At 65.7% G+C, this 13,051-nt stretch carries 8 protein-coding genes and 1 pseudogene; 6 read left to right on the top strand and 3 right to left on the bottom strand.

The genetic code is table 11. The features are described from left to right. The 4 genes from KHO41_RS19445 to KHO41_RS19430 all read left to right on the top strand — a co-directional run bounded on the left by KHO41_RS19445 (window position 1) and on the right by KHO41_RS19430 (window position 5,445). The gene (locus KHO41_RS19445; protein ID WP_211954922.1) at window positions 1–1,116 is read left to right on the top strand and encodes a Re/Si-specific NAD(P)(+) transhydrogenase subunit alpha; all 1,116 of its coding nucleotides are present in this window, start codon (window positions 1–3) and stop codon (window positions 1,114–1,116) included. A 215-nt stretch (window positions 1,117–1,331) separates the two neighbouring features. Beyond that, on the top strand, window positions 1,332–1,685 hold the full coding sequence (locus tag KHO41_RS19440; RefSeq protein WP_211954921.1) for an NAD(P) transhydrogenase subunit alpha: 354 nt from the start codon (window positions 1,332–1,334) through the stop codon (window positions 1,683–1,685). Further along, entirely contained in the window at window positions 1,682–3,151 is a 1,470-nt protein-coding gene (locus KHO41_RS19435; RefSeq protein WP_211954920.1) for an NAD(P)(+) transhydrogenase (Re/Si-specific) subunit beta, read from the top strand. Before KHO41_RS19440 ends, KHO41_RS19435 begins: the two co-directional genes overlap by 4 nt. A gap of 167 nt (window positions 3,152–3,318) precedes the next feature. Further along, complete coding sequence (locus KHO41_RS19430; protein WP_211954919.1) at window positions 3,319–5,445, top strand: TonB-dependent receptor family protein; 2,127 nt, start codon at window positions 3,319–3,321, stop codon at window positions 5,443–5,445. Between the two features lie 60 nt (window positions 5,446–5,505). Here KHO41_RS19430 and KHO41_RS19425 read toward each other — a convergent pair whose 3' ends face one another. The 3 genes and pseudogenes from KHO41_RS19425 to KHO41_RS19415 form a co-directional block, all read right to left on the bottom strand. Next, window positions 5,506–6,588: a porin gene (locus tag KHO41_RS19425; RefSeq protein WP_211954918.1), complete on the bottom strand. Its 1,083-nt coding sequence runs from the start codon at window positions 6,586–6,588 to the stop codon at window positions 5,506–5,508. Window positions 6,589–6,690: 102 nt separating this feature from the next. Further along, window positions 6,691–8,028 carry an MFS transporter gene (locus tag KHO41_RS19420; RefSeq protein ID WP_211954917.1) on the bottom strand — a complete coding sequence of 446 codons (1,338 nt, stop codon included), beginning with the start codon at window positions 8,026–8,028 and terminating at the stop codon, window positions 6,691–6,693. A gap of 65 nt (window positions 8,029–8,093) precedes the next feature. Then, a pseudogene (locus KHO41_RS19415) lies at window positions 8,094–9,154 on the bottom strand (lactonase family protein). A gap of 291 nt (window positions 9,155–9,445) precedes the next feature. Between KHO41_RS19415 and acnA the strand changes: the two are divergent. Both acnA and KHO41_RS19405 read left to right on the top strand, forming a co-directional pair. After that, window positions 9,446–12,097, top strand: a complete 2,652-nt coding sequence (gene acnA / locus KHO41_RS19410; protein ID WP_211954916.1) for an aconitate hydratase AcnA — start codon at window positions 9,446–9,448, stop codon at window positions 12,095–12,097. Between the two features lie 28 nt (window positions 12,098–12,125). Further along, the gene (locus KHO41_RS19405; protein WP_211954915.1) at window positions 12,126–13,022 is read left to right on the top strand and encodes a GntR family transcriptional regulator; all 897 of its coding nucleotides are present in this window, start codon (window positions 12,126–12,128) and stop codon (window positions 13,020–13,022) included. The last annotated feature ends 29 nt before the right edge of the window (window positions 13,023–13,051 follow it).

Below are 13,051 nucleotides of genomic sequence, written 5' to 3'. Positions count from 1 at the left end.
ATGAAAATTGGCATTCCACTGGAAATATCGCGCGGCGAGGCTCGGGTCGCTGCCACCCCGGAGACAGTCAAGAAATACGTCGCGCAAGGCCATCAGGTCGTGGTGCAGGCGGGCGCCGGCGTACGGGCCAGCCAGCCTGACAGCGCCTATGAGGCTGTCGGCGCGACCATCGGCACGGTGGCCGACGCGCTCGGCGCGCCACTCGTGCTGAAGGTGCGCGCACCTGAGGCCGGTGAACTGGCCCAGATGAAGCCCGGCGCCGTGCTGGTGGGCATGCTCAATCCATTCGATGCGGAGAACAACGCGCGCATGGCCGCTGCCGGCATCACGGCGTTCGCACTCGAAGCCGCGCCGCGCACCACGCGTGCGCAAAGCATGGACGTACTGTCCTCGCAGGCGAACATTGCGGGCTACAAGGCCGTGCTGGTCGCCGCGCATCACTACCAGCGCTTCATGCCGATGCTGATGACCGCCGCGGGTACGGTCAAGGCGGCACGCGTGCTGATCCTCGGCGCCGGTGTGGCGGGCCTGCAGGCCATCGCCACGGCCAAGCGCCTCGGCGCGGTGATCGAAGCCTCGGACGTGCGCCCGGCGGTGAAAGAGCAGATTGAATCGCTCGGCGGCAAGTTCCTGGACGTGCCGTTCGTGACCGACGAGGAGCGCGAGATCGCGCAGGGCGTCGGCGGCTATGCGCGCCCGATGCCGCCGGACTGGATGAAGCGCCAGGCCGAACTGGTGCACCAGCGCGCGATCCAGGCCGACATCATCATTACCACAGCCCTGATCCCGGGTCGCAAGGCACCCGTGCTGCTGCAGGAAGCGACCGTGCAGCAGATGAAGCCGGGCTCGGTAGTGGTCGATCTGGCCGCCGCGCAGGGCGGCAACTGCCCGCTGACCGTGGCCGACGAAGTGGTCGAGCGCGACGGCGTGACCTTTGTGGGCCACACGAATCTGGCCAGCATGGTGGCAGCCGACGCCTCGGCGCTGTACGCACGCAACGTGCTGGACTTCCTCAAGCTGGTCATCGACAAGGACGGCCAGTTCACGCTTAACCTCGAAGACGACATCGTCGCGGCCTGCCTGATGACGCGGCGAGTGGAAGAGGCGGTGGCCTGACGCGCGAGGGTGACAAGGGACGCCTGTTTGCTCCCCTCTCCCACTCGTGGGAGAGGGGTCGGGGGAGAGGGCAGGCGTTGCCACGAAGTGAAGGGGATCGCTGCTGCGAACACCAGCCCTCTCCCCCAACCCCTCTCCCGCAGGCGGGAGAGGGGAGCAAGCCGGTGGTCGATCCAGCCGCCGGTCATCGGACTGAGGTTGCAAGGAGATATGGAATGGAAATGGTGAACCACACGGTGATCAACCTGATCATCTTCGTGCTGGCGATCTACGTGGGCTACCACGTGGTGTGGACGGTCACGCCCGCGCTGCACACCCCGCTGATGGCGGTAACGAATGCGATCTCGGCCATCATCATCGTCGGCGCCATGCTGGCCGCCGGGCTGACCGAAGGCGGCGTGGGCCGTGCGATGGGTACGTTCGCCGTGGCGCTGGCCGCCGTCAATGTATTCGGCGGCTTCCTCGTCACGCAGCGCATGCTCGAGATGTTCCGCAAGAAGGCGCCCAAGGCGCAGCCCGCAAAGACGCCCGCGCACGCGGGCGGCGAACTGGTGGAGATGCAGCGATGAACGGACTGTCCATGAATACCGTGACGCTGTTCTACCTGGGCGCGTCGGTCTGCTTTATCCAGGCACTCAAGGGCCTGTCGCACCCGGGTTCGGCCCGCAAGGGCAATGCCTTCGGCATGATCGGCATGGCGGTGGCGGCACTCACTACGGTGGCGCTGATCCTCAAGCTCAAGAACGAGTTCCTGGCCGCCGGCAGCGGCACGGCAGCGGGGTCGGGGCTCGCGCTGATCCTGGCCGGCCTGGTCGTCGGTGGCGGCATCGGCGCGTACGTGGCGAAGAAGGTCGAGATGACCAAGATGCCCGAACTGGTCGCGGCGATGCATTCGCTGATCGGTCTCGCAGCGGTGTGCATCGCGGTGGCGGCGGTGGCGGAACCTTCGGCCTTCGGCATCGCGCCTGCTGGCTCGCATGAGATCCCGCTGGGCAACCGCATCGAACTGTTCATCGGCTGCTTCGTCGGTGCGATTACGTTCTCCGGTTCGGTGATCGCCTTCGGCAAGCTGGCCGGGCGCTACAAGTTCCGCCTGTTCCAGGGCGCGCCGGTGGTGTTCGCGGGCCAGCACATGCTGAACCTGGCGCTGGCCGTCGCGATGGTCGGCTTCGGCATTGCGTTCTTCATGACGCAGGACTGGCTGCCGTTCCTGGTGATGCTGGCCATCGCCTTCGTGCTCGGCGTGCTGATCATCATCCCGATCGGCGGTGCCGACATGCCGGTGGTGGTGTCGATGCTGAACTCGTACTCGGGCTGGGCGGCCGCCGGCATCGGCTTCTCGCTGAACAACCCGATGCTGATCATCGCCGGCTCGCTGGTGGGTTCGTCCGGTGCCATCCTCTCGTACATCATGTGCAAGGCGATGAACCGCTCGTTCTTCAACGTGATCCTGGGCGGCTTCGGCGGCGAAGCGGCCGCGGCCGGCGCGGCCGGTGCGCAGGCCCAGCGCAACGTGAAGTCGGGCTCTGCCGATGACGCATCGTTCCTGATGGGCAATGCCGAGACCGTGATCATCGTGCCGGGCTACGGCCTTGCTGTGGCGCGCGCCCAGCATGCGCTGAAGGAACTGACCGAGAAGCTGACCGAGAAGGGTGTGACGGTGAAGTACGCAATCCACCCGGTGGCGGGCCGCATGCCGGGCCACATGAACGTGCTGCTGGCGGAAGCCGAAGTGCCGTACGACATGGTCTTCGAAATGGAAGACATCAACAGCGAGTTCGGCCAGGCCGACGTGGTGCTGGTGCTCGGCGCCAACGACGTGGTGAACCCGGCGGCCAAGACCGATCCGCAGTCACCGATCGCGGGCATGCCGATCCTGGAGGCGTACAAGGCCAAGACCATCATCGTGAACAAGCGCTCGATGGCCGCCGGCTACGCGGGCCTGGACAACGAGCTGTTCTACATGGACAAGACCATGATGGTGTTCGGCGACGCCAAGAAGGTGGTCGAGGATATGTTCAAGGCGGTGGAGTGATCTGGCCGGTCCCCTTCGTTCGCTTGTGTGCTTGTCGCAGCAAGACAACATTTGTGGTCATCTTTTAGTAGCTCATAAAGCACTTTATCTCAATTGATTACAAACAATAACCGTTATCATTTACATTCATGACTTTTCGTCACTTGCCAGTTACAGGAAGAGAAGTCATGAAGTCGAGCCGATGCGGTAAAGAGCCCGCCGCACCCCAGATCGCGCTGCGCGCTACGGCGCTCGCCGTTTCGTTGCTGTGCATGGCGCCATTGGCGTTCGCCCAGAAGGCCGACGCGCAATCGGGGCAGAGTGGCAATGTCGAGCAGGTGCTCGATACCGTGCAGGTCACTGGCAACTGGCTGGGCACCGGACTGCAGAACAGCGTGAAGACCTTCCCCGGCGCGCGCACCGTGGTTGGCGAAGAACAGATCGAACAGAGCGGCGCATCGAGCATCAGCGACGTCATGCGCCGCATTCCCGGCGTGCAATCGACCGACAACTCCGGCACGGCCGGCAGCGCCATTTCCCTCAACATCGGCGTGCGCGGCCTGACCGGCCGGTACTCGCCACGCTCCACGGTGCTGCTTGACGGCATTCCGATGGCAGTCGCGCCGTACGGACAGCCGCAGCTTTCGTTTGCGCCGACAAGCCTCGGCAATATCGAGTCGATCGACGTGGTGCGCAGCGGTGGCGCGGTGCGATACGGCCCGCAAAACGTCGGCGGCATCGTCAACTTCAACACCAAGCCGATTCCGACCAGCCCCGGCATCACCGGCGATGCGTCGATCCGCGAGAACATCTACACCGAAGGCGGCGGCAGCAATACGCAGTACAACGCGTTTGTGGGCACCACGCTCGACAGCGGGCTCGGACTGGCCGTGCTGTACTCGGGCATGACCGGCCGCGAATGGCGCAAGGGCAGCGATGACGATGTCAACGACCTGGCCGTGAAGTTTGCCTACGACATCAACAACACCTCGCAGGTCTACGGCAAGGTCTCGTACTACGACGTGCGCTCGCGCACGCCGGGCGGCCTGACGGTCGCGCAATACAATGCCGATCCGTTCCAGAACACGCGGCCGAACGACTACTGGAGCGGCAACCGCACGGCATTCGACATTGGATACGTGAACACGATCTCCGCCAACCAGGAGTTCGAGATCCGCACGTTCTTCAACGAGAGCTATCGCCAGAGCACGCTGCAGCAAAGCGCCACCGTGATTGCGCACCAGCCGCGCAACTACACCACGTTCGGCATCGAGCCGCGCTATACGCAGCGCCTGGCGCTGGGGCCGACGACGCATGACATCACTGTCGGCTACCGCTATATCCGCGAACGCGGCGACGACAACGCCTTCAACCAGAATCCGCGTACCGGCGTGGTCGGTCCGACCACGACGTTCGACAACGCCACCGACGCGCACGCGGTCTATATCGACGACCGCATCGCCGTCGGCAACTGGCGCATCGTGCCGGGCGTGCGCTTCGAGCATATCGACACCACGCGCCAGCAGCGCGGCACGACCACGCAGTTCGACAGCATGAACAACAAGGCACTGCCGTCGATCAACGTCTCGTACCTCGTCAACAATGCGTGGACCGTGTTCACGGACTACAGCACGTCGTTCGGCCCGGTGCAGAACACGCAGCTCAATTCGCAGACGCCGAACAACCCGCTGCAGCCGGAAGTGGCCCGCACGTTTGAAGTGGGTACGCGCTGGACCGACAACCGCATCAAGGCCGAACTGACTGCATTCAAGATCAAGTTCGACAACCAGATCCAGCAAGTGCCGGGCCTGTTCCCCGCCACGTTCCAGAACATCGGTGCGACCGACCACGACGGTGTCGAAACCGCGATCGACTACACGTTCGACCGCGCGAGCGTGCTTGGCGGCCTGAACGTCTACGCCAACTACACCTACACGCGCGCGATCCAGAAGTCGGGCGCCACGGCCGGCATGGACGTCCCGTTCTACTCGCGCAATACCGATACCATCGGCGCGCGCTACAACTGGCGCAACTGGACCTTCAACGCCTCGACCACGCACCAGAGCGCGCAGTATTCGGATCTGGCCAATACCGTCGCCGAGTCGGCGGACGGCAGCAATGGCCGCATTCCGGGCTTCCGTACCTGGAATCTGCAGGCGATGTTCACGGTTCCGCAGTGGAAGCGTACCGACATCACCATCGGCATCAACAACCTGTTCGACAAGCGCTATTACACGCGTACGACGGACAGCAACGCCGGGCGTCTGGTTGGCGCGCCGCGCATGGTGTACATCCAGGCACGCGCCGGGTTCTGATCATTGAAGCGGGACCGGCCAGCGTAGCAGTGCAACGCAGCCGGCCGCCGTCCCGCGACTTCAGAACTTGTGCCGCATGCCAAGCAGCACACCGGTCTGGTTCGAACCCGGCTGCACGGTGTTCCCCGAACCCACGGCCAGCGCTGACCCGTTGCGGTTGAGCGCATATGCGCCGGTCAGGTAGAGGTCCGTGCGCTTCGATAGCGCATAGTCAAGCAGCGCGATGAAGAGCCACGGATCCTGGTTGCTGTTGCGGTTGTTGCTGTAGTACGCCGAGCCGGTCAGCGAGAGCGCGGGCGTGATGGCGTAGCTGGCCTGCATCCAGTACATGTCGGTGCGCAGCGTGGACGTCAGCGCCGTGCTGCCGTTGGCGCCGCCGTACTCGGAGCGGTTCCAGCGGTAGCCCGCCACCAGCTTCAGTGCACCGAATGCCGTGGTGGCGCCGAAGGCCAGGTTCTTGTTGGCCAGTCCCTGCGACGCCGCGGACGAGCCCTGTGTCTGGTCATAGGCCATCGCCAGGCCGAATTTTCCTGCGTCATACGCGAGCTGGCCACCGAATTGCCGTCCCGCGCGGCTGGCGCCCGGTACCTCGCCACCGAGGCCGGCATCCCAGCCCGTGCTGTAGCTGGTCTCGACGGTCAGGCCGCCGAACGTGCCGAGGTACTTCAGCGAGTTGTCGATGCGCTGCGAGAACACCGGGTCCATCGACGTGATCGAATAGCGCGCCGATACGCCGAGCAAGTCGTACGTCTTGGCGAAGTCGTAGATGGGCGCGTCCTGCCGGCCCAGCGTGACACTGCCGTAGGGGCCCTGCAGGCCGACATAGGCGCTGCGGCCGAACAGCCGCTGCGTGCTGCCGGTGCCGTTGGCCAGCGTGCCGGTGTCGAGGTTGGTGCCGTTCTCCAGCAGCACGAGTGCCTTCCAGCCGGCGCCGAGGTTTTCCGTGGCACGGATGCCGAAGCGCGAGCCCGACTGGTTGCCCGGTTGCATGCGGACCACGGAATGGCCGCCGTCGGCCGTGCGCACATGGTTGGCATACTCGACGCCCGCGTCGGCGACGCCATAGAGCGTGACGCTGGTCTGGGCGCAGGCGAGGCCGGTTGCGAAAGGCAGGCAAAGCACTGCCACCTTGGCTCGGTTCATGATTCTCCTTGATTTTTATGGATGAGCGCGGCTAGACACCCAGACGGGTGCCGGCAGCAAGGGGGAATGCGTGGGACAGCCGGCAGAGTGCCGGCGGCCAGGTCAGGGCGTCTGGCCTGACGTCGTGGCGACTTTCTGCGCGGGCCGGTCTTCGGCGATGCGGATGAAGAGGGTCATCAGGAAGGAAACGACCAGCAGCGCGGCCAGGAAGATCAGCCCCGTCGTGGCCGAGTGGCTCTGGCCCTTGATATAGCCGATCGCGAACGGGCCGACGAAGCCGCCCAGATTACCGATGGAATTGATGACGGCGATCGAAACCGCGGCGGTCGAACGCGTCAGGAACAGCGTCGGCAGCGCCCAGAACGGCGACTTGAACGCATAGAGGCCCGCCAGGCTCATGCTGATCAGGCTGATGGCAATGTACGGGTCCGGCAGCAGGCCCGCGCCCAGCAGCGCGATGGCGGCAACTGCAAGTGGAATGGCCGAATGCAGCCGGCGTTCGTTGCGGCGGTCCGAACTGCGCGACCAGAAGATCATCACGATCGTGGCGAACAGGTAAGGCAGCATGGCGATCAGGCCGACCTGTGTGTGCGTGAGGTTCGCCGAGAAGCCCTTGATGATCTGCGGCATCCAGTAGCCCACGCCCAGGCTCCCGCACTGGTACACGAAGTAGATGAACGACAGGTACAGCACCCGCGGGTTGCGCATGACCTGGAGCGTGCCGAGGTGCGCCGCATTCGGCCGGGCCTGGCGGTCGCGTTCGAGCTGTCCTGAGAGCCAGGTCTTCTCGGCCTCGGTGAGCCACTTGGCGTCACTGGGGCGGTCGGTCAGGTAGAAATAGCAGAGGATGCCGCCGACCACGGCCGGCGCGCCTTCGAGCAGCAGCATCCAGCGCCAGCCGCTCCATTGCAGCCAATGCACGTTGTCCATGATCCACGTGCTGAGCGGCGCACCGACGATATATGAGACCGGGATCGCGGCCGTGAACAGCGCCACCGTGGTCGCCAGTTCCTTGGCGCGGAACCAGTACGTCAGGTAGACGATGATGCCGGGAAAGAAGCCCGCTTCGGCCACGCCGAGCAGAAAGCGCAGCACATAGAGCTGGTTCGCGCTCTGCACGAACGCGCTGGCCACGGCGACCGCGCCCCACGTGAGCAGGATGCGCGCAATCCAGCGACGTGCGCCGAACTTGTTCAGCATCACGTTGCTGGGCACTTCGAACAGGAAGTAGCCGATGAAGAAGATGCCCGACACGAAGCCGAAGGCCTCGCTGGAGAGTGCGAGCTCCTTGTTCATCTGCAGCGCCGCGTAGCCGATGTTGGCGCGGTCGAGGTACGAGATGATGTACAGGATGAAGACGAACGGAATGATGCGCCAGGTGATTTTCCTGACGATCGCCGATTCTTTGGCTGCTTCGTTTTGGTCGATGGAATCTTGCATGGTGTGAAGACCGGCGCTGGTGCTGCCCGGTGCGTGAGGCGTTGCGGGGAGGGGGCGCGGCGCTGTCATGCCTGCGGCCGTGAAAACACCATGCAGACCGGGCTGCCCGATTGCACGCTGAAGCCGGTCGGATGCAGGCGGCCGGACGCAGGGTCGATGCGCATCGCGGCGATCGAGTCGCTGTCCTCGTTCAATACGTACAGGAAGCGGCCATCCGGTGTTGCGGTGAAGAAGCGCGGCGTGCGGCCCTGCGACGGATCGGCGCCCAGGAAGCGCAGATGCCCGGTGCGCGTGTCGACCTGGAACACCGCCACGCTGTCGTGCCCGCGGTTGGACGCGTAGGCGTAGCGGCCGCTGGCGTCGACCTCGATCTCCGACGCACGGCTGTTGCCCGTGAACGTGTCCGGGAGGCTCGACAGGACCGCATTGGTGTCAGCGCGCCCGATGCCGCGTCATAGCTGTAGGCCGTGACGGTCGAATCGAGCTCGTTGATGACATAGGCAAAGCGGCCACCGGGATGGAAGGCGACGTGGCGCGGCCCGGCGCCTTCGCGCGCGCCGACGAAGGCGGGCGCTGCGGGCGACAGCTTGCCGTCGGCGAAGCGGAACGTGAAGGTCCGGTCGAGACCCTTGTCCGGAACGATCACGAACTGGCCGGTCGGGTCGAACGGGTTGAAGTGCGGCTTTGCCTGCTTTTGCTCGACGCGATGCGGGCCGATGGGGCCGTCGAGCTTCACCAGTTGCGTAAGTTCGCCCAGCGAGCCGTCGGCGTTCAGCGGAAGCACCGCCAGGCTCGCGCCGATATGGTTCGAAACCACGACGTGGCGGCCGCTCGGGTCGATCGCCAGGTGAACCGGGTTCTTGCCCTGCGTGCTTTGGCGGTTGATGAATTCCAGCTTGCCGCTGGCACGGTCGACGGCAAAGGCGCTGATGTCGCTGAGGTCGCCGTGAACGGTGTAGAGGCGGTCGCCGGCGCGGTTCATTGCCAGGAACGACGGGTTGACCAGGTCCTTGACGAGCTGGGTGTGCTCGAGCGCGCCGGTCGCGGAATCGACGCGAAAGACGCTGATACCGTCGCCGCGGGCGTTGCGTTCGCGTGTGGTTCGCGAGCCTACATATGCGTACATCACTGTTCCTTGGGTGCGGGTTGGGCGAGTGGCCCCGGCCGTCTGGTGTGTCGGATGGGTCTGGTTGTCCGGCTGGGCGCCCCATGCCGCGGTGGCATCCACACCAAGCAGCGTGAGTGCCGCGGCCGAAGCGCCGCCCTGCAGCAGCCGGCGGCGCGTGTTGTCTGGGGGCAGCGAAGCGCCTGGGGAAGCATCGGGATTCAAGGGGTCGTCTCCGGTTATGCGGGGTTCCATGGCTGTCGGGGTTTCCACTTGATTGCATTTTTGCGTAAACATGTGCAAAGTACAGTCATGGAAAACACCTACCGCCCCCCGTACCGTCCGGTCGATGGCCAGTTCTGCGCTGGCGACGTCACATACCGTTTCGTAGACTTGCCCGCCATGCTGGGCGGCACGCTGGGGCGCCTGCCGGTCGTCCTGCGCGTGCTTCTGGAGAACGTGATCCGAAAGATGGAAGGCGAGGAACGCGACGCCGCGATCGCCGGCATCGTCCGCTGGCTGGAGCACGGCACGAGCGAGGACGAAATCGCCTTCCAGCCGGGACGCGTGCTGATGCACGACACCACCAGCACGCCCGCGCTGGTCGACATCGCCGCCATGCGCGATGCGCTCGCCGAAGCCGGCGCCGATCCCGATGCGCTGAACCCGGTGCTGCCGGTCGATTCCTCGGTCGACCATTCGCTCGCGGTCGAGTACTTCGCGCGGCCGGACGCCGCCGGCCTGAATCTCGACATGGAGAGCCAGCGCAATGCCGAGCGCTACAGCTTCCTGCGCTGGGCGTCGAAGGCGTTGCGCGGCGTGCGCATCCATCCGCCGGGCACCGGGATCATGCATACGATCAACCTGGAGCAACTCGCGACGGTCGTGACGACCGAACAGCGCGGCGGCGAAACGTGGGCGGTGCCCGATACGCTGATCGGCACCGACAGCCACACGCCGATGATCAACGGCATTGGCGTGCTGGGCTGGGGCGTAGGCGGACTGGAGGCGCAGACGGTGATGTTCGGGATGCCTGTGATGCAGCGCATTCCCGACGTGATCGGCGTGAGACTGACCGGCGCGCTGCCGCCCGGCACGCTGGCGACCGATCTCGCGCTGACCGTCACGCAGCGGCTGCGTGCTATCGGCGTATCCGGGGAGTTCGTCGAATTCTTCGGACCGGGCGTGTCCACGCTGTCGGCGGGTGATCGCTCGGTCGTGGCCAACATGGCGCCCGAGTATGGCGCGACGACCGGCTTTTTCCCGATCGACGATCGTACGCTCGACTACCTGCGCACCACAGGCCGTGATGCGGCGGCCATCGCACTGGTGGAAGCCTATGCGCACCACTCCGGGCTATGGTTCGAGCCGGAAGCCGAGCCGCGCTACACGCGCGTGCTGCATATCGATCTGGACCGGATCGGCATGCATGTCGCGGGTCCGCGCCGTCCGCAGGACCTGCTGCCGTACATGGATACCGCTGGCGCGCTTGCCGCCGTCCCGTTCACGCCGAAACTGCAGCGCGACGATATGCCCCGGCATCCCGTCGCAATTGCCGCAATCACGAGCTGCACCAATACGTCGGACCCGGCCTTGCTGGTGGCGGCCGGACTGGTTGCACGCAAGGCACGCGCGCTGGGTTTGCGCGTGCCATCGTGGATCAAGACGTCGCTCGCCCCGGGGTCGCCCGCGGCGGCCCGATATCTGGAGCGTGCGGGACTGATCGACGATCTGTCGGCCGTGGGCTTCGACATCGTCGGCTTTGGCTGCACGACGTGCATCGGCAACTCGGGGTCGCTGACCGAGCCGGTCCGGCAGGCGATTGCCGAGGCATCCGCGCAGCCCGTCGCGATCCTGTCGGGCAACCGCAATTTCCCGGGACGCGTGCATCCGGACCTGAGCCTGGGCTTCATCATGTCGCCGCCGCTGGTTGTGGCGTTTGCGCTGGCTGGCGATGCCGAACGCAATCTCGGCACGGCGCCGGTGCAGATGGCGGCCGATGGCACGCCGGTCCACCTGCGTGACCTGTGGCCGACGCGCGAGGAGATCGCAGCGCTGGTGGCGGCCGGGGCCGAGCCGTCGGACTACCGCCAGGCCTTCGCGCTCGCGTCGCGCAATCCGGCCTGGGCCGCGCTGCCGTCGCCGTCCACGCCGCGCTACCCGTGGGACGAGGCATCGACCGCGCTGCGCCGTCCGCCGTTCGCGTCGCTCGACCAGGGCACGCAGCTTGGCGACTACGCGGCGTATCCGCTGCTGGTGCTCGGCGACGACATCACGACCGAACATATTTCGCCGGCGAGTGCGATTCCGCGCGACAGCTTCGTTGCCGACTTCCTGGTCAGCCGCGGCGCGAGCCGCGACGACCTCAATGTGTTCGCGTCGCGTCGCGGCAACTGGGAAGTGATGATGCGGGCCGCGTTCTACAACAAGACGCTCGTCAACCTGCTGCAGCCAAATGTGCCGACGGCCAATACCGTCCATGTTCCGAGCGGCGAGGTGCAGCCGATCTTCGAGGTGGCCCAGCGCTACCGGCAGGACGGGGATTCCGTGGTGCTGGTCGCCGGGGCCCGCTACGGAACGGGGTCATCGCGCGACTGGGCGGCCAAGGGCCAGCGGCTGCTGGGAATCCGCGCGGTGATTGCGGTAAGCTTCGAGCGCATTCACCGTTCCAACCTGATCGGCATGGGCATCCTGCCGTTGCGATGGCCCGAAGGCGTGACGCCGCAGACGCTGGACATCCGTCCTGGCGACAAGGTCCACGTCAGCGCTGCGCCGGAAGCGCTGGCACCGCGCTGCAAGGTTCCCGTGCGCATCGTGCGCGCGAACGGCTCGGTGGATGCATTTGAAGCCACCGCCGCCGTGGAAACGCGGCTCGAGATCGAGCTGTTGCGGCGCGGGGGCGTGATTCCATCCATCCTGCAGAAGACGCTGGCAGGGCAGCGGAGTGCCGTCGCGGCACCGTGACCGCGCCAGGCCGGCGGATCGAAGATCCATGAACCAAGATCGATCCATTGCGACGCAGATTGTCGAGCTGATCCAGGCCGAAGGCATGCCGGTTGGCGCCCACCTGCCGGCGCAGATGCTGGCCGACAAGCTGCGTGTGTCGCGCTCGCCCGTCAACGAGGCGCTGGCCCTGCTGCATGAAAAAGGCGTGCTCACGCGCGAGCGCAACCGCGGATTCTTCCTCGCCCGCGAGGTCGCCGCGCCGGCCGGCGAACTGGCGACGCAACTGGGCCTGACCGAGCCTGACCTCGCGGGCGCCGCGTACTTCCAGATCGCGGAAGACCTGCTGCAAGGGAAGCTGGAGAACGAAGTCTCGGAGCAATTGCTCAAGGCGCGCTACGGCCTGACCGCCACGCAGCTCAATACCGTGCTCAAGCGGATTGCGCAGGAAGGCTGGGCCGAGCGCAAGCCGGGCTATGGCTGGGAATTCTCGTCGATGCTGACCACGCCGGATTCGCTGCTGCAGTCGTACCGGCTGCGCCTGGCGCTGGAGCCGGCGGCGTTGCTGGAGCCGGGCTACCGGATCGAGCGCAAGACCATCGAGCGCCTGCGCGCGGCCGAAAACCACCTGCTCAGCGGCGGCATCGAGACCGACACCGCCGACCAGCTTCACGACCGCGGCGTGCGCTTCCACGAGTCGCTGGTCGAAGCGTCGGGCAACCCGTTCTTCATCGACACGATCCGGCGCGTCAACCGCGTGCGCCGCCTGCTGTCGTACCGCTCGATGCGGCATCGCGAGCGCTATCCCGAACACGCGAAGCAGCACCTGCACCTGCTGGACCTGCTCGCGCGCGACCGCAACGAGGAAGCCTCGGCGGCCATGCGCGAGCACCTCGAACATACGCTTAGCGCACTCGCGAAGATCAGCCAGATCCTCGAACCCTAGACCTGGACCCTAGCGCCGGCAGACGCCGG

The sequence above is a fragment of the Cupriavidus numazuensis genome (assembly GCF_905397435.1).
Taxonomy (GTDB): Bacteria; Pseudomonadota; Gammaproteobacteria; order Burkholderiales; family Burkholderiaceae; genus Cupriavidus; species Cupriavidus numazuensis.
The sequence above is the reverse complement of the archived record's forward strand: the minus strand, read 5'-3'. Positions and strand labels throughout refer to the sequence as shown.

Coding starts and splice junctions, on each gene's coding strand:
- KHO41_RS19405 (WP_211954915.1), top strand. CDS start 12,126: ATGAACCAAGATCGATCCATTGCGACGCAGATTGTCGAGCTGATCCAG.
- KHO41_RS19430 (WP_211954919.1), top strand. CDS start 3,319: ATGAAGTCGAGCCGATGCGGTAAAGAGCCCGCCGCACCCCAGATCGCG.
- KHO41_RS19425 (WP_211954918.1), bottom strand. CDS start 6,588: ATGAACCGAGCCAAGGTGGCAGTGCTTTGCCTGCCTTTCGCAACCGGC.
- KHO41_RS19420 (WP_211954917.1), bottom strand. CDS start 8,028: ATGCAAGATTCCATCGACCAAAACGAAGCAGCCAAAGAATCGGCGATC.
- acnA (WP_211954916.1), top strand. CDS start 9,446: ATGGAAAACACCTACCGCCCCCCGTACCGTCCGGTCGATGGCCAGTTC.
- KHO41_RS19440 (WP_211954921.1), top strand. CDS start 1,332: ATGGAAATGGTGAACCACACGGTGATCAACCTGATCATCTTCGTGCTG.
- KHO41_RS19445 (WP_211954922.1), top strand. CDS start 1: ATGAAAATTGGCATTCCACTGGAAATATCGCGCGGCGAGGCTCGGGTC.
- KHO41_RS19435 (WP_211954920.1), top strand. CDS start 1,682: ATGAACGGACTGTCCATGAATACCGTGACGCTGTTCTACCTGGGCGCG.